We start from the raw sequence: 21,785 nt of genomic DNA, 5'->3' as shown, positions 1-21,785 counted from the left end.
GCGGCGCTGCGCGCGGCGCTCGACGGCGCCGATGTGGCGGACCGGGCGGCCGCCGACCGGTTGGACGAGCTGGCCCGGGCCGCCCGCTCGGGCTGGGCGTCGCCGCCACCGCCCGGTCGGCCGGCGCCCGGTGCCGCGCCGGAGCTGGTCCGTGCCTGGTGGTCCGGGTTGGCCCCGGCGCAGCGACGGTGGCTGGTCGGGCACGAACCGGCGCTGGTCGGCGGCCTGGACGGGGTGCCGGTGGCCGCCCGCGACCAGGCCAACCGTCTGCTGCTGGGTGCCCGGCGCGGGGAGTTGCTGGCCGAGCGCCGGCGGTTGCTGGCCAAGGTGCCGCCGGGGCCGGTCGCGTCGCTGCGGCTGCGGGCGGTGGCGGCGAAGCTCGCCGGCCTGGACGCGCTCACCGAGCGGCTGGCGGCCGGGGACCCGCGGGCGTACCTGCTGGGGTTGGACCCGGCCGGTGAGGGCCGGGTGGTGGTGGCGCTCGGCGACCCGGACCACGCCGATCGGGTGCTGACCTACGTGCCGGGCATGACCGCCGGCCTGGACGACGCCCCCGGCGAGCTGGGCCGGGCGGCCCGGGTGCTGGAGCGGTGCGCCGCGCTCGCCCCGCAGGAGCGCGGCGCGGCGGTGCTGTGGTTGGACTACGACGCGCCGGATTTCCTGACCGAGGCCGCCTCGGCGGGTCAGGCCCGGGACGCGGGCGGGGCGTTGCACCGGTTCCAGGAGGGCCTGCGGGCCAGCCACGAGGGTCCGCCCGCCCGGCAGACGGTGCTCGGGCACAGTTACGGGTCGCTTGTGGTGGGCGTGGCGGCCCGGGAGCACGGTCTGGCCGCCGACGCGCTGATGTTCGTCGGCTCCCCCGGGGTCGGCGCCACGCATGCCGGGGAGTTGGGCGTTCCGCCCGGCCAGGTCTGGGCGAGCAGCGCCCCCGACGACGTGATCCGGCTGGCCCGGCCCGTCGACGAGGTGGGCCGGCGTGCCCTGCTCGGCGCGGCCCCGCTCGCGGCGGTGCTGGGCTGGCCCGACCGGACGGGGCACGAGCTGTGGTTCGGCCACGACCCGGCCGACCCCGGCTTCGGCGGGCGGGTGTTCCCCAGTGGTCGCGGCGGACACGCCGGCTACTGGGATCCGGGCAACCCGGCGCTGGACGGGATGGCCCGTGTGGTGCTGGGCCGCTGACGGCCGAGCCCCGGCCACCGATGGTGCGGTGACCGGGGCTCGGGACGCGAGTGGCGGTTACTCGACGGTGACCGACTTGGCCAGGTTGCGGGGCTGGTCCACGTCGTGCCCCCGGGCAGCGGCGATCTCGGCGGCGAGCACCTGCAACGGCACAGTGGTGACCAGCGGGGCCAGCAGGGTGGGCGTACGCGGCACGTAGATCAGGTGGTCGGCGTACCGGACGACGGCCTCGTCGCCCTCCTCCGCGATCACGATGGTCCGTGCGCCGCGCGCCCGTACCTCCTGGATGTTGGAGACGACCTTGTCGTGCAGCATCCCGCGACCCACCGGGGAGGGCACCACGCAGATCACCGGGGTGCCCTTGTCGATCAGGGCGATCGGGCCGTGCTTCAGCTCGCCCGCGGCGAAGCCCTCGGCGTGCATGTACGCCAGTTCCTTGAGCTTGAGCGCGCCCTCCAGGGCCACCGGGTAGCCGACGTGCCGGCCGATGAACAGCACGGTGGGCTCGGACTTCAGCTCCCGGGCCAGCTCACGGACGGGCTCGATGCGGTCCAGCAGCTCGCGCAGCTTGCCCGGCATCTCCTGGAGCTGGGCGACGACCGCGCCGACCTCGTCGGCGAACTTGATGCCGCGGACCTGGGCCAGGTGCAGGCCGATCAGGTAGCAGGCGACGAGCTGGGTGAGGAACGCCTTGGTGGAGGCGACGGCGATCTCGGGCCCGCCGTGGGTGTAGAGCACGGCGTCGGACTCGCGGGGGATCGTCGAGCCGTTGGTGTTGCAGATGGCCAGCACGCGGGCCTTCTGCTCCTTGGCGTGGCGCAGCGCCATCAGGGTGTCCATCGTCTCGCCGGACTGCGAGATGACCACGATCAGCGTGGACCGGTCGAGGACCGGGTCGCGGTAGCGGAACTCGCTTGCCAGTTCCACCTCGCAGGGGATCCGGGTCCAGTGCTCGATGGCGTACTTGGCGACCAGGCCGGAGTGGTACGCCGTGCCGCAGGCCACGATGAAGATCTTGTCGACGTCGCGCAGGTCCTGGTCGCTGAGGCGGACCTCGTCGAGGGCGATCTCACCGGTGTCGGTGAGCCGGCCGAGCAGCGTGTCGGCGATGGCCTGCGGCTGCTCCTCGATCTCCTTGAGCATGAACCAGTCGTAGCCACCCTTCTCGGCGGCCGAGGAGTCCCAGTCGATGTGGAAGTCCTTGCCGGTGGCGGGCTGGCCGTCGAAGTCGGTGATCTCGATGCTGTCGCCGGTGATGAGGACGATCTGGTCCTGGCCCAGCTCCACCGCGTCGCGGGTGTGCTCGATGAACGCGGCCACGTCGCTGGCCAGATAGTTCTCCCCGTCGCCGCGCCCGACCACGAGCGGCGAGTTGCGCCGGGCGCCGACGACCGCGCCGGGCACCGCGGCGTCCACGGCGAGGAGGGTGAACGCGCCCTCCAGCCGCTGGCAGACCACCCGCATGCCGGCGGCGAGCAGTTGCGGGCTGTCCGGCTGGCCGGCGGAGCGCAGGTCGGCGAGCGCGGCGGAGAGCAGGTGGGCGGCGCACTCGGTGTCGGTGTCGCTGGTGAACTGGACGCCGTCGGCCTCCAGCTCGGAGCGGAGCTTGGCGAAGTTCTCGATGATGCCGTTGTGGATCACCGCGACCCGGCCGTCGGGGGCGACGTGCGGGTGGGCGTTGCGGTCGGTCGGGCCGCCGTGGGTGGCCCAGCGGGTGTGCCCGATGCCTGTGGTGCCGTCACCGATGCCGATCGGGCTGGCGGCGCAGTCGGCGGGGTCGTTGGCGGCCCGCTCGGAGAGCACCTTCTCCAGGTTGGCCAGCTTGCCTGCCTTCTTCTCGGTCAGCAGCTGGTCTTCGCAGACGATCGCCACGCCCGCCGAGTCGTAGCCCCGGTACTCCAGTCGCCGCAGCCCGTCGAGCACGATGCCGAGTGCGGGGCGCGCGCCCGCGTATCCCACGATTCCACACATGGCCCGCAGCCTAACCCAGTTTCGCTCATCGTGGGTGCTCGAAAGTCGGCTAATCAATCACCGAATCTGAGCGATCTAGGGCTGGACGGCTGGAACGGGACGAGCGTCACAGGGCGCGTGAGACCCGGCCAGGCGACAGCCTCTCGGCGCGTCCCTTCGATGGTTCGTTGGTCCCATACCCACTCCCGCCCGGAGCAGCCATGTCCGACGCGCCGTGGACGCCTCCGCCGCAGCCGCCGGTGGTGGTCATCACGGAGCGGGGGTATTTCGGCATCTCCTACGCGCCAGAGTGAGGCTGGGGTTCGACCCGGGTGTGGTCGTAGGCTGGCGCAGATGACGACGAGCACCGATGTCGACCCGCTGGTGGCCCGGATGCGGCCCTTCGGTACGACGATCTTCGCCGAGATGTCCGCCCTCGCCGTGCGGACCGGCGCGGTCAACCTCGGCCAGGGATTCCCCGACACCGACGGTCCGCCGGAGATGCTGGCGGCCGCCGCCGAGGCCCTGCGCGGCGGGCACAACCAGTACCCGCCCGGGCCGGGGATACCCGCCCTGCGCGCGGCGGTCGCGGCCCATCAGCGGCGCTTCCACGATCTGGCGTACGACCCGGACGGCGAGATCGTGATCACCGCGGGCGCGACGGAGGCTGTCGCGGCGAGCATCCTCGCCCTCTGCGAGCCAGGTGACGAGGTGGTCTGCTTCGAGCCGTACTACGACTCGTACGCCGCCTCGATCGCGCTGGCCGGCGCGGTCCGGCGCCCGGTGACGCTGCGTCCCGCGGCGGACGGCCGGTACGCCTTCGACCCGGACGCGTTGCGGGCGGCGTTCGGGCCGCGTACCCGGTTGGTGCTGCTCAACTCGCCGCACAACCCGACCGGCAAGGTGTTCAGCCGGGCCGAGCTGGCCCTGGTGGCCGAGTTGTGCCAGGAGTTCGGCGCGTACGCGATCACCGACGAGGTGTACGAGCACCTGGTCTTCACCGATGCGGCGAGCCCGCACGTGCCGCTGGCCGGGCTGCCCGGGATGCGGGAGCGGACGCTGCGCATCTCGTCGGCCGGCAAGACGTTCTCCTGCACGGGCTGGAAGATCGGCTGGGTGAGCGGCCCGGCGGCGCTGGTGTCGGCGGTGCTGCGGGTGAAGCAGTTCCTGACCTTCACCAACGCCGCGCCTCTGCAACCGGCGGTCGCGGTGGCGCTGGCCCTACCGGACGACTACTACACCGGTTTTCGCGACGGCCTCCAACAGCGCCGCGACCAGCTCGTCGGCGGTCTCACCGACGCCGGATTCGACGTGCTCACCCCCGAGGGGACGTACTTCGTCACCGCCGACATCACGCCCCTCGGCGGCCGGGACGGCATGGAGTTCTGCCGGGCGCTGCCGGAGCGGTGCGGCGTGGTGGCGGTGCCCACCCAGGTCTTCTACGACGACGTCGACGCGGGCCGGCGGCTGGTCCGGTTCGCCTTCTGCAAGCGCCCGGAGGTGCTGACCGAGGCGGTCACCCGGCTGCGCGCCCTGACAACCGGCTGACCGGCCGGGCCGGCTGACCTCGCCGGGCTGACGCTGTGGAGCTGATGTCGTGGACGATTCAGCTCCACAGCGTGGGCCGTCAGGACGTGGCGGGGCTTGCGGTACGGACCAGCGCGGCGATCCGCTCGGCGACCTCGCGGGCCGTGGCCTCGGTGGCCGCTTCGACCATCACCCGGACCAGCGGCTCGGTGCCCGACGGGCGCAGCAGCACCCGCCCGGTCTCGCCCAGCTCCGCCTCGGCCCGCTCGACCTCGGCGCGGACGGCGGGCGCGGCGGCACCGACGGTGCGGTCCCCGACCGGCACGTTGATCAGCACCTGCGGCAGTTTGGTGACCACCGAGGCCAGCTCGGCGAGGGACCGGCCGGTGGCCGCCATCCGGGCCATCAGGTGCAGGCCGGTGAGCACGCCGTCGCCGGTGGTGGCGTGGGCGGGCATGACGATGTGGCCGCTCTGCTCGCCGCCGAGCGCCAGGCCGGACGCGCGCAGCTCCTCCAGCACGTACCGGTCGCCGACCTTCGTCTCGATCAGCCGGATGCCCTGCGCGGACATGGCCAGCCGGAGGCCGAGGTTGCTCATGACGGTGGCGACCAGGGTGTCCTGGGTGAGCGTGCCGGCGTCGCGCATGGCGAGCGCGAGGATCGCCATGACCTGGTCGCCGTCCACCTCGTCACCGTCGGCGCTGACCGCCACGATGCGGTCGGCGTCGCCGTCGTGGGCGATGCCCAGGTGGGCGCCGTGCTCGACCACGGCCTCGCGCAGCGCCTCGATGTGGTTGGAGCCGCAGTCGTCGTTGATGTTCAGGCCGTCGGGCTCGGCGTGGATCGCGATGACCTCCGCGCCGGCCTCCCGGTACGCGACCGGAGCGACTTCACTCGCCGCACCGTTGGCGCAGTCGACCACGACCTTGAGCCCTTCCAGCCGGTGCGGCAGGGTGCCCACCAGGTGCTGGACGTAGTGGTCCGCGCCGTCGAGCAGGTCGTGCACCCGGCCGACGCCGGCCCCGATCGGCCGGTCCCAGGCGGTGGTGGCGTTCGCCTCGACGGCCGCCTCGATCCGCATCTCGATCTCGTCCGGCAGCTTGTGCCCGCCGGCGGCGAAGAGCTTGATGCCGTTGTCCGGCATCGGGTTGTGTGACGCGGAGAGCACCACCCCGAGGTCGGCCTTGGCCTCGGCGGTGAGGAACGCCACCGCCGGGGTGGGCAGCACGCCGACCCGCACGACGTTCGCGCCGGCGCTTGTCAGTCCGGCCACCACGGCCGCCTCCAGCATCTCGCCGCTGGCGCGGGTGTCCCGGCCGACGACCGCGAGCGGCGGATGGCTGCGGTCCGTCTCGGCGAGCGTGTGCGCGGCGGCCACCGCGAGCGCGAGCGCCAATTCGGGTGTGAGATCCGCGTTCGCGCGCCCGCGTACGCCGTCCGTGCCGAACAACCGACCCATACCCGCCAACCTCCGATGAGCACTGCCGATGAGGAGAAAGCGGAACGGCCGGGCCACCTCCCCGGTCGAGGGGAGGCGGACCGGCCGTCCGTCAGAAGTACAACGCGCTGGGAAAGATCAGCGCTTCGAGTACTGGGGAGCCTTACGGGCCTTCTTGAGGCCGTACTTCTTGCTCTCCTTGACCCGGGCGTCCCGGGTGAGGAAACCGGCCTTCTTGAGGGCCGGGCGGTCGTCCGGCTCGCTGACGATCAGCGCACGGGCGATGGCCAGCCGCAGCGCACCGGCCTGGCCGGTGGTGCCGCCGCCACGCAGGTTGGCGATGACGTCGAACGCCTCGGGCTTCTCGGCGGTGACCAGCGGGTCCTTGATGAGCTGCTGGTGCACCTTGCTCGGGAAGTAGGCCTCGAGGTCGCGGCCGTTGCAGGTGATCTTGCCGGTGCCCGGGACGATACGGACCCGGACGATGGCCTCCTTGCGCCGACCCACGGTCTGGATCGGGCGGTCACCACGCGGCGCGCGGGCGACGGGCGCCGGCGCCTCGGTGGCCTCGGGGGCAACCTCGGTCTCGGTGATGTCGGTCATGCTGCTTCCTTCGCCCGCGCTCACTGCGCGATCTGCTTGATCTCGAACGGCACCGGCTGCTGCGCGAGGTGCGGGTGCTCGGCACCGGCGTAGACCTTCAGCTTCTTGATCAGCTGACGGCCGAGCTTGTTGTGCGGGAGCATCCCCTTCACAGCCAGCTCGATGGCCCGCTCGGGGCGCTTGGTCAGCAGCTCGTCGTAGCCGACCTGCTTCAGACCACCCGGGTAGCCCGAGTGGCGGTAAGCGACCTTGGTCTGGCGCTTGTTGCCGGTCAGCGCAACCTTGCCCGCGTTCACGATGACGACGAAGTCGCCCGTGTCGACGTGCGGCGCGAAAGTCGGCTTGTGCTTACCACGCAGCAACGTGGCGGCGTGGGTGGCCAGGCGGCCCAGCACGACATCAGAGGCGTCGATGACGTGCCACTGACGCTCGATCTCACCCGGCTTCGGGCTGTACGTACGCACAGGTCTACCTTGTCTCGTCGTCGGTCTGGGGTCGCGCGCCGAGGTGACCAGATCTTGCAGGCCGGACCAGCGCGCACGAACGACCAAGCGTACCTGATGGGGCACGCCTCTGGATGTCGTACAACAGCAGGCAACGATACCCGGCGCCCCGTCGGCAGGTCAAAACGGGGTCCGCCCCCGCGCGCCAGTGCCCGCCGGGATGGCCCAGCTCACACGCCGGCGAGCCGTCCGGCCCTCGGACGACGGTAGACGACCCAGGTGGCCGCGAAGCACAGCGCGTACCAGCCGATGAACGCCAGGTAGGCGGCGTCGGCGTTGCCCGAGCCGAGGAACGACTGCCGGAACGCGATGTTGACAAGCACCCCGCCGGAGGCTCCCACCGCGCCGGCGATGCCGATCAACGCGCCGGTCATCCGTCGCGCCCACCGCGCAGCGGCCTCCGGGTCGCGCCGGCCGCTGGCCACCGCGTCCGCCGCCCGGGCCCGGAAGATGGCCGGGATCATCTTGTACGTGGAGCCGTTGCCGACGCCGGAGAAGACGAAGAGGGCGAGGAAACCGGTCAGGTAGAGCCCGAACGAGCGTTCCCGGGCGGCGTGGAGCACGACGGTGGCGCCGGCGGCCATCGCCACGAAGTTCCAGAAGGTCACCCGGGCTCCGCCGAGCCGGTCTGCGAGGTGCCCGCCCAGCGGCCGGATCAGCGAGCCGATCAGCGGACCGAGGAAGGTCAGCCAGGCCGCGTCGACGGGGGTGGGGAACCGCTCGGCGAACTGGAGCTGGAGCACCTGGCCGAAGGCGAAACCGAACCCGATGAACGAGCCGAAGGTGCCGATGTAGAGCAGCGACATGATCCAGGTGTGCGGGTCGCGGGCCGCCTCGCGCAGCGCGCCCGGCTCGTTGCGAGCCCCGGGCACGGTGTCCAACCAGCGGGCCGCGGCCAGCGCGGCCAGCACGATGAGCGGCAGGTAGACCGCCGGGACCAGCCGGGGGTACGCGGCCCCGGCGGTGGCCAGCACCGCCAGCCCGACCAGTTGCACCGCCGGTACGCCCAGGTTGCCGCCGCCGGCGTTGAGGCCGAGGGCGCGGCCCTTGAGGCGCTGCGGGTAGAAGAGGTTGATGTTCGCCATCGAGGAGGCGAAGTTGCCGCCGCCGACCCCGGTGAGGCAGGCGAGCACCATGAGCGTGGAGTAGGACACCCCGGGTTCCAGCAGCACCGTCATCGGGACCGCGGGCACCAGCAGCAGCAGCGCGCTCACGATCGTCCAGCGGCGGCCGCCGAAGCGGGCCACGGCCAGCGTGTACGGCAGCCGCAGCACCGCGCCCAGGGCGGCCGGCACGGCGGTGAGCAGGAACTTCCCGGCCGGGTCGATGCCGTACGCGGGGCCGAGGAAGAGCACGGTCACCGACCAGAGGCTCCACACCGAGAATCCGACGTGCTCGGCGAAGATCGACACCCAGAGGTTGCGCCGGGCGATGGGCGCTCCCGTCGTCCGCCAGAAGTCGGGGTCCTCGGGACGCCAGTCGTCGAGCGTGTGCCGGCGGCCGGCGGCGGTCGGGGGTCCGGCGGTGACTGCGGTGCTGGTGAGCGTGCTCACGGCGGCTCCTCCTCGTCGGTGTGACGAGGTGAGACGCTAGGAACGCCTGGTTACCTGGCAGTGCCCGTCGCGGGTCGGGCCGGAAACGGGCAGCGCACCAGGGGCCGGCGGCGATGGTGAGGTCGGCGGTCAGAGCTGCTGGAGGATGCGCAGGGCGCGGCCGACGCGGAGCATCGTGTCGGTGTCGGCGACGTCCACGCAGTCGGTGAACCACTTCTTCATCGGTGACGAGATCCGGTCGGGCATCACCACGTACCGGCCCATCGGGACGGCGAGTGGGGAGTCACGCAGCAGTGATTCCTCGACGACCTCGACCACGATCACGATGGGTACGTCGGTGGAGTTGTAGACATCCGAGCTGATCACGAGGCCGAGGCGTTCGCGGGCGCCCTCGATGCGCCAGACCTCACCTCTACGCAGCACGCGGCCGTCCGCCGGCGAGCAAATCGTTGACCATGCCCACCTCGCGGGCGTCGGCGAGGGCGGCGGACTCCAGGTCGAGGCTGGCGCGGCCCACGGCGGCGGCGTGCGCGGTGAAGACCTCGCGCAGCGCCTTCTCCCGGGCGGCCTGGTCCATCCACGCGGAGAGCGACAGGCCCTCACGCTTGGCGAACCGCCGCGCCTCCTCGATCGTCTCGTCGGTGAACGAGAGAGTCACCTTGGCAGTCATGCCGAGGAGATTACCCACGGGTGTGACCGTCAGTCATCCCCTCGCTCATCGGCTCGCCCCAGGGCGGCGAAACGTACATTCCGCCGGGATTACCCGGCCCGGCCACCGAACACCGCGAAACGCCACTCCTTGAAGAAACAGTCGACGTCAACCAGGCCCGCCTCGGCGAGCCACCGGCACTGGTCCGCCACGGTCGCCGGGCGGTCGTGGCGCATCCGTTCCCGGGCGGCGGCGATCTCCTCGGGGGGCGAGCCCAGCTCGGTGATCCGGGCCGTCCACACCTCGTCGTAACGCCGGTCCAACGCCGGGGTGGGGCCGGCGACCTGCTCGGCGTTGACGAACACCCCGCCTGGCGCCAGCGCGGCGGCGGCCCGCCGGTAGAGCGCGCGCTTGCCGGCGTCGTCCAGGTGGTGGATGGCCAGGGCGCTGACCACCGCGTCGTACCGGCCCGGCAGCAACTCGTCCGCCAGGTCGGCCCGGACCGTTCGGTGTGGCACGGACCGCGCGTTCAACTGGTCGGCGGCGCGGGCGAGCATCGCCGGTGCGGCGTCCACCAGGGTCAGCCGGACTCCGGGCACCGCCGCGGCGAGCAGCAGGGAGAGCAGGCCGGTCCCCGCGCCCAGATCCAACACCTCGGGGGTACGGCCGGCAGCGAGGGCGGCGCGCAGCGGCGGCGCGGCCACCTCGACGGCGGTGCCGTAGAAGGCGTCGAAGCAGGGCACGAGCCGTCGGCGGGCCTCGTCATACGTACCGGCCACCGCGTCGAACGCGTCCGCGACACTCATCGCAGCTCCCATATTTTGAGACCAGTTTCCCACATTATAAGCGATTCGCGACGAACGGCCCCTGATCCGGGGACACACGGAAAACCCCCGGCTCCTTGGGATCTCAAGGAAACCGGGGGCTGGTTGAGTTGCGCTGGTTAGCCGACGGGGCCGATCGCCTTCGCCAGGTCGACGAAGCCGGCCCATGCCGCCGGCCCGAAGGTCAGCGTCCCGCCGTCACGGTCTTTGGTGTCGCGGACGAGGACGATGCCGGGGAGGTTGTCGGCGACCTCGACACACGAGCCGCCGTTGTTTCCGCTCTTCGTGCTCTTACGCCACTGCGCGCCGGTCAGGTCCATGATCCCGCTGCTTTCCTGATCAGGTCGAGGGACTGTTGACGGGAGAGCGCCTCGCTTCTGATGCGTTCCCATCTGCGATTCAGCGTAGCAACGTCCGCAGATCCATTTACGATCTGCGCTCGCACCTGGCTGTCGATATGTGCGACCTGCTCGCCGTCGGGCAACTCGGCCACGATGAAGCCTCCGCCGAGGCCCGGATACATCCCGACGTCCTGCGGCACGACGAGCACCTGCACGGCGGGCGAGACCGCGCACTGGGCAAGGTGGCCGACCTGCTCACGCATCAGCGGTCGATCGCCGTACGCCGACTGGTACAGGACTAGTTCGTGTACGACTGCGATCAGCAGGGGCGGGCGTTCACGGCGGAGAATGGCCTGTCGGTCGATGCGGGAGGCGACCACATCGTCAACCTCGCTCGTCGTCAACGCTTCGCCTACCAATGTCGCCCGCGCGTACGCCTCGGTCTGCAAGAGGCCGGGCACCCACGTGTGCTCGAACCAGCGAATCGCGAGGGCTTCGCGTTCCCAGTCGACCCACTCGCGCAGCCATTGCGGCTCGCGCCTTCTGAGGACATCCGGCCAGAGGTCCCCAACGTCCCTCCCGAGGAGCGCGGCCAGCTTGGCGCGCCGACGGGGCTGCGGCACGCGTCCCGGGCTTATCCAACGCGCGGCGGTCTTCGGGTCAACGCCCGTCTGAGCTGCCAGACTTTCGGCTGTCTCGCCAGCTTCGGCCATGGCCGCCTGAAGTGCATGATTCATCCCGCCTCCAGATGAACATCCCGAACGTCCCCCGAGAATAGAACAACGTCGTGTACTGGTCCCGTCACCGATGGCAAGGTGGTCGATAGACGGCGCGGCCGGCGGGGACCCGAGACCCGGCGGACGCGTTCGCCGGGGCCGCCCCTGCCCCGCCCAGATCTTGGACAGTTTCCGTCAGCACAGAACGAAAACTGTCCAAGATCTCCACGGGCGAGCACTCACGGGGCGGTCCCTTCCCACATCGACGGCCAGGGGGAGCACCGTGCCGGACGAGCCACCCGATCGGAAGCCCGAGCCGAAGCCCGACCCGGCCCCGCCGTCGTCACCGGGCGTGCCCTGGCCACCAGGGACCATCGTTACGCCCTGGCCGGTGAACCGACTCAACCGCGTCGCCGGGCAACTCCGGGTGGACGCATGAGCGGGTCCGCGCGCAAGCCACGCGCGGGTGACGTCCTGCACCTGACCCGCGCCGCGAGTGTGCAGTTCCTGAGCCCGATCTTCGTCCGGGTTATCCGTGTTCTCGACTGGCCGACGTACGACGGATGGCTGTGGATTGACGCTTACGAGCTGGCCGCGAACGGCGATGCGGTCGCGCGCCGGTCCCTGTTCGTGATGTCCGCGGGCCTGATCTGGTCGGACGTGCCCGCCCGGGCGGTCCGTCGGTCGACCACGCGCACGCCCGTCAAGCGAGGCCCGGTGCGGTTCGGATGACCAGACGCCCTCGCCCGCACCAGCCGATGCGCCCGGCGTGGCTCTGCCGTAACTGCGCCGCTCCCTGGCCGTGTTCGCCGGCTCAGCTTCACCTCGCGACCGAGTTCTACGGCCACTCGATCGCCCTGGCGTTCTACCTGGCAGCGAACATGCAGGACGCGCTTGACGACCTGTACTCCCTGGGCGTTCGCCCTGATCTGCGGGCACATCACGCCCGCTTCCTGGGCTGGCTGTCCCTGACCCGCCGCCCCCGCCGCGCCGACTTGCGCTGACCGTCCCACGAGATGAAGCCCGGCGCCGCCGCTCTGGTCACGCGTCCGTCCGGGCCGCCATCACCCACCCGTCACGTCCCCTGCCTCCGTGCGGTGTGAGCCCCACTTGACAGGACCGAAACAGAAGGGACCCGGACCGGAAACCGCCCGCCGGCACGCTTTCCCGACATGACAGACGGTGCACGGTCGGCGACTCGACCGGGGCGGGTGCCCCGGGAGGTGGCGACGCACTGCCCGTACTGCGCCCTCCAGTGCGGCATGATCCTGCGCGCGGACGACGACCGGGTGACAGTGCTCCCCCGCCAGTTCCCCACCAACCGTGGCGGGCTCTGCCAGAAGGGCTGGACCGCCGCCGAGCTGCTCGACCACCCGGACCGGCTGACCACTCCCCTGCTGCGCGACGCGGCCACCGGCGAGCTGCGCCCGGCGAGCTGGGACGCCGCGCTGGACCGGATCGTCGCCGGCATCCGCGCCGTCCAGGACAGCGCCGGGCCGGACGCCGTCGCCGTCTTCGGCGGCGGTGGCCTGACCAACGAGAAGGCGTACGCGCTGGGGAAGTTCGCCCGGATCGGGCTGCGTACCCGGCACATCGACTACAACGGACGGTTCTGCATGTCCTCGGCGGCGGCAGCCGGGATGCGCGCCTTCGGAATCGACAGGGGGCTGCCGTTCCCGCTCTCCGACCTCGGCCGGGCCGACACCCTGCTGCTGGTCGGCGCCAACCCGGCGGAGACCATGCCGCCGCTGGTGCGCTGGCTCACCGAGCAACGCCAGGCCGGTGGCCGGCTGATCGTCGTCGACCCCCGGGTCACCGCCACCGCCCGGCAGGCCGACCTGCACCTGCAACCGCTGCCCGGCACCGACCTCGCGGTGGCCAACGCGCTGTTGCACATCGCGCTCACCGAGGGTTGGGTCGACCAGGCGTACGTGGCCGGGCGGACCACCGGCTTCGAGGCGGTCCGCCGCAGCGTCGCCGCCTGGTGGCCGGCCCGCGCGGAGCAGCTCTCCGGGGTGCCGGTGGCCGACCTGGAGGCGACCGCCCGGGCGTTGGGCACCGGCGGCCGGGTGATCATCCTGACCGCGCGGGGCGCTGAGCAGCATGCCAAGGGCGTGGACACCGTCACCGCGTACGTCAATCTGGCCCTGGCCCTCGGGCTGCCCGGCCGCGACGGTTCGGGGTACGGCTGCCTCACCGGCCAGGGCAACGGCCAGGGCGGGCGCGAGCACGGGCAGAAGGCCGACCAGCTCCCCGGGTACCGGCGCATCGACGACCCGGCGGCCCGGGAGCACGTCGCCGGGGTCTGGGGCGTGCCTGCCGACGAGCTGCCGGGTCCGGGTGTGCCGGCGTATCAACTGCTCGACTCGCTCGGCACCCTTCACGGCCCGCGCGCGTTGCTGGTGTTCGGCTCGAACCCGGTGGTCTCCGCTCCCCGGGCGGCCCGGATCGAACGCCGGCTGCGCGACCTCGACCTGCTGGTCGTCGCCGACCTGCTGCTCTCCGAGACGGCGGCGCTTGCCGACGTGGTGCTGCCCACCGCGCAGTGGGCCGAGGAGGACGGCACGATGACCAACCTGGAGGGTCGGGTGCTGCGCCGGCGCGCGCTGCGCCCACCCCCGCCGGGCGTCCGCACCGACCTGGCAATCATCTCCGACCTGGCGGCGCGGCTCGCCACCGACGACTCCGCCGCCGCCGACGCGGCGGCCCGGTTCCCGGCCGACCCGAGCACCGTCTTCGCCGAGCTGCGCCGCGCCTCCGCCGGTGGCGCCGCCGACTACGCCGGCATCAGCTGGGACCGGATCGACACCGCCGACGGCGTCCACTGGCCCTGCCCGAGCGAGGACGGACCAGACACCCCACGGCTCTTCGCCGACCGCTTCGCCACCCCGGACGGCCGGGCCCGCTTCCACCCCGTCGACCACCGGCCGGCCGCCGAGGAGGTGTGCGCCACGTACCCGCTGCACTTCACCACCGGCCGGGTGCTGGCCCAGTACCAGTCCGGCACCCAGACCCGCCGGGTGGCCGCGCTGCGTCGCGCCGCGCCCGAGGCGTTCGTCGAGCTGCACCCCGACCTGGCGGCCCGACTGGGCATCGACGACGGCGACCCGGTGCTGGTCACCTCGCGCCGGGGTGAGTTGCGCGCTCCGGCCCGGCTCAGCGCGGGCATCCGACCGGACACCGTCTTCGCGCCGTTCCACTGGGCCGGGGCGGCCCGGGCCAACTCGGTGACAAACGACGCGGTGGACCCGATCTCCGGGATGCCCGAATTCAAGGTCTGCGCGGTCCGGGTGGAGAAGGCATGACCACCCGGATCGTGATCGTCGGCAACGGGATGGCCGGCGCCCGCCTCGCCGGTGAGCTGCACGCCCGCGAGGGGGACCGGAAGGTCACGGTCCTCGGGGCCGAACCGCACCGCGCGTACAACCGGATCATGCTGTCCACCCTGCTGGCCGGCCGGATCGGCGAGCCGGACGTGGAGCTGACCGAGGCCGCCGGGCACGGCATCGACAGGCGCACCGGCGTACCGGTGACCACTGTGGACAGGTCGGCCCGCGAGGTCGGCACGGCCGACGGCGAACGCATCGGGTACGACCACCTGGTGCTCGCCACCGGCGCCCGGGCCGTGGTGCCGCCCCTGCCCGGCCTCGACCCGGCCGACCTGCCGCCGCGGGTCGTCCCGTTCCGGACCCTGGACGACTGCCGACGGATCATCGCGGCGGCCGACGGCGCCCGCAGCGCGCTCGTGCTCGGCGGCGGACTGCTCGGCCTGGAGGCCGCCCGGGGGCTGGCCACCCGGGGGCTGACCACGACCGTGGTGCACCACACCGGGCACCTGATGGAGCGCCAGCTCGACCCGGCGGCCGGCGCCGTGCTCGCCGGCACGCTCGCCGCCCTCGGCGTCACCAGCCAACTCGCCGTACCGGCCACCGGCGTGGTCGCGGACGACACAGGCGTCCGCCTCGACCTGGCCGACGGCCGGTCACTGCGCGCCGACCTGCTGGTGCTCTCCTGCGGGGTACGCCCGGACACCGCCCTCGCGCGGGCCGCCGGGCTGACCGTGCGACGCGGCGTGGTGGTGGACGACCGGCTACGCACCGACGACCGGTCCATCTCGGCGATCGGCGACTGCGCCGAACACGACGGGACGCTCACCGGCCTGGTGGCACCCGCCTGGGCGCAGGCGCGGGTGCTCGCCGACGTGCTGACCGGCACCGACCCGCTGGCCCGCTACCGGCCCCGGCCGGTGGTGACCCGGCTGAAGGCGGCCGGGATCGACCTGGCCGCCATGGGTGAGGCGGTGGGCGGTGAACCGGGCGAGGAGCTGACGTTCACGGACCCGGCCCGGGGCACGTACGCCAGGTTGCGGATCCGCGACGAGCGTCTGGTCGGCGCGATCCTGCTCGGCGACAACCCGGCGGTCGGCACGGTGATCCAGCTGTTCGACCGGGGCCATCCGGTGCCGGCCGACCGGCGGGCGCTGCTGCTGGGTCGGGCGCTGGGCACGACCGCCGCCGCACCGGCCGCCTCACCGGCGCTGATGCCGGACGCGGCCACCGTCTGCCAGTGCAACACGGTGAGCAAGGGCGCGCTGGTCAGAAGCTGGCGCTCCGGCGCCCGGACGGTCGACGCGGTGGTGGCGGCGACCCGCGCCGGCACCGGCTGCGGCGGCTGCCGCGACGCGGTGACCGGCATCGTCGACTGGCTGTCCGAAGCGGAATCGGTGGAGGTGACGCGATGAGCGGCGACCTGGTGGTCATCGGCAACGGAATGGTCGGGCAGCGTTTCGTCGACGCGCTGCGCGCCCGGGACCCGCGGGGACGCTGGCGGGTGACCGTGCTGGGTGAGGAGCGGCGTGCGGCGTACGACCGGGTGCGGCTCTCGGCGTTCTTCGACGGGGTGAGCGAGGACGACCTCAACCTGCACACCCCACACGACGGGGTGCGGCTGCGGCTCGGCGAGCCGGCCACCGCCATCGACCGGGACCGGCGGGTGGTGACGACCGCCGTCGGCGAGTACCCCTACGACGCGCTGGTGCTGGCCACCGGCTCGTACGCGTTCGTGCCGCCGGTGCCCGGCACGGAGCTGCCCGGGGTCTTCGTCTACCGGACCCTGGACGACCTCACGGCCATCCGGGCGTACGCGCGGGGCCGGCGGGCCGGCGCGGTGATCGGCGGCGGGTTGCTCGGGCTGGAGGCGGCGAACGCCCTGCGGCTGCTGGGCCTGAGCACCGACGTGGTCGAGTTCGCACCCCGGCTGATGCCGGTGCAGGTGGACCAGGCCGGTGGGGCGATGCTGCGGCGCTACGTCGAGGAGCTGGGCGTCCGTACCCACCTGGGGGTCGCCACCACCGCGATCCGTTCCGGCCCGGACGGCGCGGTCGCCGCCCTGGAACTCTCCGACGGCAGCACTGTCGACGCCGAACTGGTGGTGGTGGCCGCCGGCATCCGCCCGCGCGACGAGCTGGCCCGTAGCGCCGGTCTGCCGGTGGGGCCGCGGGGCGGGGTGCTGGTCGACGAGGCGTGCCGCAGCGCCGACGAGCGGATCTGGGCGGTCGGCGAGTGCGCGGCCGTCGACGGCACCTGCCACGGACTGGTCGCGCCCGGGTACGCGACGGCCGAGGTGGTGGCCGACCGGCTGGTCGGCGGCGCGGCGACGTTCCCGGGCGCGGACACCGCCACCAAGCTCAAGCTGCTCGGCGTGGACGTGGCCTCGTTCGGTGACGCGCACGGCACCACCGAGGGCTGCCTGGACGTCACGTTCACCGACCCGGCCACCCGGGTGTACGCCAAGCTCGTCCTGTCCGACGACGCGCACACCCTGCTCGGCGGGGTGCTGGTCGGCGACGCCAGCGCGTACCCGACGTTGCGGGCCAGTGTCGGCGGGCCGCTGCCGGCCGCGCCGCTGGCGCTGCTCGCGCCCGACGGCGGCGGCGCGGACGCCGGCGCGTTGCCCGCCACCGCGCAGGTCTGCTCCTGCAACGCGGTGACCCGTGGCGATGTGGACGCCGCCATCGCCGACGGCTGCGCGGACGTGGCCGCGCTGAAGGCGTGCACCAGGGCCGGCACCAGCTGCGGATCCTGCGTGCCGATGCTCAAGCAGCTCCTGGACGCGGCCGGGGTGGCGCAGTCCAGCGCGCTGTGCGAGCACTTCGACGTCAGCCGGCGGGAGCTGTTCGAGATCGTCCGGGTACGCGGCATCCGCACCTTCTCCCGGCTGGTCGCCGAACACGGCCGGGGGCGCGGCTGCGACATCTGCAAGCCCGTGGTGGCGTCGATCCTCGCCTCGCTGGGCGGCGGGCACGTGCTCGACGGGGAGCAGGCGTCGTTGCAGGACACCAACGACCATTTCCTGGCCAACCTGCAACGCGACGGCAGCTACTCGGTGGTGCCCCGGATCCCCGGCGGCGAGATCACCCCGGAGAAGCTGATCGTGATCGGTGAGGTCGCCCGGGACTTCCAGCTCTACACGAAGATCACCGGTGGGCAGCGGATCGACCTGTTCGGGGCCCGGGTGGAGCAGTTGCCGCAGATTTGGCGGCGGCTGGTGGACGCCGGCTTCGAGTCCGGCCACGCGTACGGCAAGGCGCTGCGCACTGTGAAGTCCTGCGTCGGCGAGACCTGGTGCCGGTACGGCGTACAGGACTCGGTGGGGTTGGCCGTGGCGCTGGAGCTGCGCTACCGGGGGCTGCGCGCGCCGCACAAGCTCAAGTCGGCGGTCTCGGGCTGCGCCCGGGAGTGCGCCGAGGCCCGCAGCAAGGACTTCGGCATCATCGCCACGGAGAACGGCTGGAACCTGTACGTCGGCGGCAACGGCGGTTTCCGGCCCCGGCACGCCGACCTGTTCGCCACCGACCTGTCCACCGAGATGCTGATCACCCTCATCGACAGGTTCCTGATCTACTACATCCGCACCGCGGACCGGCTGCAACGCACCGCCGGCTGGATCGAGGCGCTGGACGGCGGCCTGGACCACCTGCGCGCGGTGATCGTGGACGACTCCCTGGGCCTCTGCGCCGACCTCGACGCGGCGATGGCCCGGCACGTGGAGTCGTACTCCGACGAGTGGCGTGACGTACTGGAGGACCCGGACCGGCTGCGCCGCTACACCTCGTTCGTCAACGCTCCCGACGTGCCCGACCCGTCGATCACCTTCGCGCTGGAGCGCGGCCAGCGGGTGCCCGCCCGTGGCGACACCCCGGCCGAAGGTCACCGTCGGCAGCCGGTCGCGCTGGGCCTACCGGAGGTACGGCGATGAACCCCGCCATCACCCTGGACTGGACCGCGATCTGCCCCGTCGACCGGCTCGAACCCGATCGGGGGGTCGCCGCCCTGGTCGACGGTGTGCAGGTCGCCCTCTTCCGGACCGCGGACGGGCTGTTCGCGATCGACAACCGCGATCCCGTCTCCGGGGCGTACGTCCTGTCCCGGGGCATCGTGGGCAGCCGGGGCGGGGTCCCCACGGTCGCCTCACCCCTGCACAAGCAGGTGTACGACCTGCGCACCGGGCACTGCCTCGACCTGCCCGGCGTCGCCGTGGCCCGACACGACGCGCGCTGCCGCGACGGGCTGGTCGAAGTGCGGCTGCGACAGGAGGGTTGATGCGGGAGGAACTGGCCGGCTTCACCATCGGGGTGACCGCCGACCGGCGGCGCGACGAGTTGGCCGCGCTGCTGGAACGCCGGGGCGCTCGGGTGGTGCTCGCCCCGGCCCTGCGGATCGTGCCGCTGTCCGACGACACCGAACTGCGCGAGGCGACCCGCGCCTGCCTGGACCAACCGCCGGACATCCTGATGGCCAACACCGGCATCGGTATGCGCGGATGGCTGGAGGCGGCCGAGGGCTGGGGGCTCGCCGAGCCGCTGCGCTCGGTGCTGGCCGGGTCGTACGTGGTGGCCCGGGGGCCCAAGGCACGCGGCGCGATCCGGGCGGCGGGGCTGCACGACCAGTGGTCGCCGGCCTCGGAGAGCTGCGACGAGGTGGTCGACCACCTGCGGCGGCGCGGCGTGGCCGGGCAGGTGATCGCCATGCAGCTGCACGGTGAGCGGCAACCGGAGTGCACGCTCGCGCTGGAGGCGGCCGGCGCCACGGTGATCGAGGTGCCGGTCTACCGGTGGGCGCCGCCCACCGACCCGGCGCCGCTGCACCGGCTGATCGACCTGATCGCCGGCCGGCTGGTGGACGCGGTGACGTTCACCTCGGCGCCGGCGGCCGAGGCCCTGCTGCGGGCGGCCGGGGACCGCAGCGAGGCGGTGCTGTCCGCGTTCCGCACCGACGTGCTCGCCAGCTGCGTGGGCGCGGTCACCGCCGAGCCGCTGCTGCGGCAGGGCATACCGGTCAGCGCGCCCGGCCGGGCCCGGCTCGGAGCGCTCGTACGCACAATCGTCGACGAACTGCCCCGCCGGACCGTGACGTTGAAGGCCGCCGGGCACCTGCTGACCCTGCGCGGGCACGCCGCCGTGATCGACGGCGAGCTGCGCCCGCTCGCCCCCGCGCCGATGGCGGTGCTGCGGGCGCTGGCCCAGTCCCCCGGCCGGGTGCTGTCGCGTACCGCCCTGCTGCGGACGCTGCCCCGGGGCGCGGACGAGCACGCCGTGGAGATGGCCGTCGCCCGCCTCCGGGCCGGCCTGCGCGCCCCGCGAGTGGTGCAGACCGTGGTCAAACGCGGCTACCGGCTCCGGGTGGACTGACGCGTCGCGGTCGGCCGGTACGTACCGGCCGACCGCGACGGGCTCAGCCGACGGGCGTGGGGAAACCCCTGCCGTGCTCGGCCTGGAGCCGGAGCATGGCGTGCTCGACCACCGTCACCAGCACCTGCTTGACCGACTCCCGGTTCCGGGCATCGGTCATCACCAGCGGCACCTGCGGCGAGATCGCAAGCGCCTCGCGGACCTCCTCCGCCTCGTACTGTGGGGCGCCGTCGAAACGGTTCAGCGCCACCACGTACGGCAGGTTGCGGTTCTCGAAGTAGTCCAGAGGGGCGAACGCGTCGGTGATCCGGCGGGTGTCCACCAGCACGGCGGCACCCACCGCACCCCGGATGATCTCGTCCCACATGAACCAGAACCGGGTCTGACCGGGTGTACCGAAGAGGTACAGGATCAGGTCCTGGGCCATCGTGATACGGCCGAAGTCCATGGCGACCGTGGTGGTCTCCTTGCCCGGCACCTTGGACGGATCGTCGATGCCGACACCGGCCGCGGTCATCACCGCCTCGGTGGTCAGCGGCGTGATCTCGGAGATCGAGCCGACCAGCGTCGTCTTACCGACGCCGAAACCGCCCGCGACGACGATCTTCGCGGAGACGATTCCCCGGCTCTGCCGCCCCCCAGCGGGGTCATAGCCTGCGAAGTCCACTTAGCACCCTTCCAAGCAGTTCCATCCGCTCCTCGAACCCCTCGGCGGGAGCAGCAGTGTGTAACGTCAGCAGGCTCTCGGCCACCATGTCGGCGACCAACACCCGGGCGACGCCCAGCGGCATCCGGGTGTACGCGGCGATCTCCGCCAGCGACTGTGCCCGGCCCTCGCAGACCGTGGCGATTCGGTGCTTGTCGTGCCCGGCGAAACGGGACTCGGCGACCTGGGTGAGCGAAGCCATGAGGACCGCCTCGAGAGCGATGTCCTGCCGGGGCTCCGTACGCCCACGGGTGACCGCGTACGGACGCACCAGAGCACCACGCGGGTCAACGCGCCGTTGGTCCATCCCGATCACCTCCTCGTCCCCTACGGAGGCGGCGAACGCCGCCTCCCGTCCCTGACCCGGAGCGCGGTTCGCGCGGCGGGCCCCGCTGCTACGAACGCACCGCGTCCCGCGGCAGCGGCACCAGCGCGGCACCGACCCGCTCGACCAGCAACGCCATCTCGTACCCGACCTGGCCCACGTCACAGCTCCGGGCGGCCAGCACGGCCATCGACGAGCCGTCGCTGATCGACATGAGGAAGAGGTATCCGCTGTCCATCTCGATGACGGTCTGCAACACCCCGCCCGCGCTGAACATCCGGGCCGCGCCCTCGGTCAGGCTCACCACGCCGGAGGTGATCGCGGCGAGCTGGTCCGCCCGGTCCCCCGGCAGATCCCGGGAGGACGCGAGCAGCAGCCCGTCGGCGGACACCGCCACCACGTGGGCGATACCCGCCACGCTGTCGGCGAAGTTGGTGAGCAGCCAACCCATGTCCTGCATGGCAGCTGGCCTGTTCATCGGCTCTCCTTGGTCGAGGTGCTGTTCTGGTCCGTCCCGGCCGTCCTGCCGCGCTGCACGCCGCGGTGGTAGGCCGACAACAGGCCGCGTACTTCATCGGGGGTGCGCCGGCTACGGTCCCGGCCACCCTTCGGTTCGATGCCGCCCGGCACGAGCTGCGCCTGCGGCACCCGCTTGGGCAGCCCCGAGCGGGTCGTACCGGCGGCGGCCGGCTCGGCGGCCCGGCTGGCCCGCGACCAGCCTTCGTCCGCCGCGGTCCGCCAGGCGCTCGAGTCCGCGGCGGGTGCGCTCGGCGCGGCGGGTG

The 21,785-nt window shown here is 72.7% G+C and carries 23 protein-coding genes; 9 read left to right on the top strand and 14 right to left on the bottom strand.

Features of this window, described 5'->3' with window-relative positions; all coding sequences use genetic code 11:
* The coding region (locus FHG89_RS03105) for an alpha/beta hydrolase (protein WP_139582602.1) at positions 1-1,179 on the top strand (1,179 nt) is incomplete at its 5' end.
* Positions 1,180-1,236: 57 nt separating this feature from the next.
* On the opposite strand, the gene glmS is transcribed toward FHG89_RS03105, so the two are convergent.
* The gene (gene glmS, locus FHG89_RS03100; protein WP_139582601.1) at positions 1,237-3,150 is read right to left on the bottom strand and encodes a glutamine--fructose-6-phosphate transaminase (isomerizing); all 1,914 of its coding nucleotides are present in this window, start codon (positions 3,148-3,150) and stop codon (positions 1,237-1,239) included.
* 333 nt (positions 3,151-3,483) lie between these two features.
* Between glmS and FHG89_RS03095 the strand changes: the two genes are divergently transcribed.
* Complete coding sequence (locus FHG89_RS03095; RefSeq protein WP_139582600.1) at positions 3,484-4,677, top strand: pyridoxal phosphate-dependent aminotransferase; 1,194 nt, start codon at positions 3,484-3,486, stop codon at positions 4,675-4,677.
* Positions 4,678-4,756: 79 nt separating this feature from the next.
* On the opposite strand, the gene glmM is transcribed toward FHG89_RS03095, so the two are convergent.
* The 9 genes from glmM to FHG89_RS03050 form a co-directional block, all read right to left on the bottom strand.
* On the bottom strand, positions 4,757-6,115 hold the full coding sequence (gene glmM / locus FHG89_RS03090; protein WP_139582598.1) for a phosphoglucosamine mutase: 1,359 nt from the start codon (positions 6,113-6,115) through the stop codon (positions 4,757-4,759).
* A gap of 117 nt (positions 6,116-6,232) precedes the next feature.
* On the bottom strand, positions 6,233-6,697 hold the full coding sequence (gene rpsI / locus FHG89_RS03085; protein ID WP_139582597.1) for a 30S ribosomal protein S9: 465 nt from the start codon (positions 6,695-6,697) through the stop codon (positions 6,233-6,235).
* A gap of 20 nt (positions 6,698-6,717) precedes the next feature.
* Positions 6,718-7,161: a 50S ribosomal protein L13 gene (gene rplM, locus FHG89_RS03080; RefSeq protein WP_007465158.1), complete on the bottom strand. Its 444-nt coding sequence runs from the start codon at positions 7,159-7,161 to the stop codon at positions 6,718-6,720.
* 209 nt (positions 7,162-7,370) lie between these two features.
* Positions 7,371-8,753 (bottom strand): MFS transporter, encoded by a 1,383-nt coding sequence (locus FHG89_RS03075; protein ID WP_139582595.1) that lies wholly within the window; start codon positions 8,751-8,753, stop codon positions 7,371-7,373.
* A gap of 129 nt (positions 8,754-8,882) precedes the next feature.
* Positions 8,883-9,176 carry a hypothetical protein gene (locus tag FHG89_RS03070; protein ID WP_139582594.1) on the bottom strand — a complete coding sequence of 98 codons (294 nt, stop codon included), beginning with the start codon at positions 9,174-9,176 and terminating at the stop codon, positions 8,883-8,885.
* Entirely contained in the window at positions 9,166-9,423 is a 258-nt protein-coding gene (locus FHG89_RS03065; RefSeq protein WP_139582593.1) for a DUF6364 family protein, read from the bottom strand. Before FHG89_RS03065 ends, FHG89_RS03070 begins: the two co-directional genes overlap by 11 nt.
* An 89-nt stretch (positions 9,424-9,512) precedes the next feature.
* The gene (locus tag FHG89_RS03060) at positions 9,513-10,208 is read right to left on the bottom strand and encodes a methyltransferase domain-containing protein (protein WP_139582591.1); all 696 of its coding nucleotides are present in this window, start codon (positions 10,206-10,208) and stop codon (positions 9,513-9,515) included.
* A 137-nt stretch (positions 10,209-10,345) separates the two neighbouring features.
* Positions 10,346-10,546, bottom strand: coding sequence for a DUF397 domain-containing protein (locus FHG89_RS03055; RefSeq protein WP_139582589.1), 201 nt, complete (start codon positions 10,544-10,546; stop codon positions 10,346-10,348).
* Positions 10,537-11,304: a helix-turn-helix domain-containing protein gene (locus tag FHG89_RS03050; RefSeq protein WP_139582588.1), complete on the bottom strand. Its 768-nt coding sequence runs from the start codon at positions 11,302-11,304 to the stop codon at positions 10,537-10,539. Before FHG89_RS03050 ends, FHG89_RS03055 begins: the two co-directional genes overlap by 10 nt.
* Positions 11,305-11,718: 414 nt before the next feature.
* On the opposite strand from FHG89_RS03050, the gene FHG89_RS03045 reads away from it, so the two are divergent.
* The 7 genes from FHG89_RS03045 (at position 11,719) to FHG89_RS03015 (ending at position 19,972) form a co-directional block, all read left to right on the top strand.
* Entirely contained in the window at positions 11,719-12,015 is a 297-nt protein-coding gene (locus tag FHG89_RS03045) for a hypothetical protein (RefSeq protein ID WP_139582587.1), read from the top strand.
* On the top strand, positions 12,012-12,287 hold the full coding sequence (locus FHG89_RS03040) for a hypothetical protein (RefSeq protein WP_139582586.1): 276 nt from the start codon (positions 12,012-12,014) through the stop codon (positions 12,285-12,287). Before FHG89_RS03045 ends, FHG89_RS03040 begins: the two co-directional genes overlap by 4 nt.
* A 168-nt stretch (positions 12,288-12,455) precedes the next feature.
* A complete protein-coding gene (locus FHG89_RS03035) occupies positions 12,456-14,588 on the top strand; it encodes a molybdopterin oxidoreductase family protein (protein ID WP_139582585.1) in 2,133 nt (710 codons plus the stop codon).
* The gene (locus tag FHG89_RS03030; RefSeq protein ID WP_139582583.1) at positions 14,585-16,024 is read left to right on the top strand and encodes an FAD-dependent oxidoreductase; all 1,440 of its coding nucleotides are present in this window, start codon (positions 14,585-14,587) and stop codon (positions 16,022-16,024) included. The genes FHG89_RS03035 and FHG89_RS03030 overlap by 4 nt, the downstream gene beginning before the upstream one ends.
* Positions 16,021-18,540, top strand: coding sequence for a nitrite reductase large subunit NirB (nirB, locus tag FHG89_RS03025; protein WP_139582582.1), 2,520 nt, complete (start codon positions 16,021-16,023; stop codon positions 18,538-18,540). Before FHG89_RS03030 ends, nirB begins: the two co-directional genes overlap by 4 nt.
* Positions 18,537-18,884 carry a nitrite reductase small subunit NirD gene (gene nirD, locus FHG89_RS03020; protein WP_139582580.1) on the top strand — a complete coding sequence of 116 codons (348 nt, stop codon included), beginning with the start codon at positions 18,537-18,539 and terminating at the stop codon, positions 18,882-18,884. The genes nirB and nirD overlap by 4 nt, the downstream gene beginning before the upstream one ends.
* Positions 18,884-19,972, top strand: coding sequence for a uroporphyrinogen-III synthase (locus tag FHG89_RS03015; protein WP_139582579.1), 1,089 nt, complete (start codon positions 18,884-18,886; stop codon positions 19,970-19,972). Before nirD ends, FHG89_RS03015 begins: the two co-directional genes overlap by 1 nt.
* A 43-nt stretch (positions 19,973-20,015) precedes the next feature.
* Here FHG89_RS03015 and FHG89_RS03010 read toward each other — a convergent pair whose 3' ends face one another.
* From FHG89_RS03010 to FHG89_RS02995, 4 genes are all read right to left on the bottom strand, one after another.
* On the bottom strand, positions 20,016-20,639 hold the full coding sequence (locus FHG89_RS03010; RefSeq protein WP_139582577.1) for a GTP-binding protein: 624 nt from the start codon (positions 20,637-20,639) through the stop codon (positions 20,016-20,018).
* A complete protein-coding gene (locus FHG89_RS03005; RefSeq protein ID WP_139582576.1) occupies positions 20,620-20,985 on the bottom strand; it encodes a DUF742 domain-containing protein in 366 nt (121 codons plus the stop codon). The genes FHG89_RS03010 and FHG89_RS03005 overlap by 20 nt, the downstream gene beginning before the upstream one ends.
* A gap of 88 nt (positions 20,986-21,073) precedes the next feature.
* Complete coding sequence (locus FHG89_RS03000) at positions 21,074-21,481, bottom strand: roadblock/LC7 domain-containing protein (RefSeq protein ID WP_007465177.1); 408 nt, start codon at positions 21,479-21,481, stop codon at positions 21,074-21,076.
* Positions 21,478-21,785: hypothetical protein (locus tag FHG89_RS02995; protein ID WP_139582575.1), on the bottom strand; the 308-nt coding region annotated here is incomplete at its 5' end. The genes FHG89_RS02995 and FHG89_RS03000, both read right to left, overlap by 4 nt.

It is taken from the genome of Micromonospora orduensis (assembly GCF_006228125.1).
Taxonomy (GTDB): domain Bacteria; phylum Actinomycetota; class Actinomycetes; order Mycobacteriales; family Micromonosporaceae; genus Micromonospora; species Micromonospora orduensis.
This window is presented reverse-complemented; position numbering and strand designations above follow the sequence as displayed.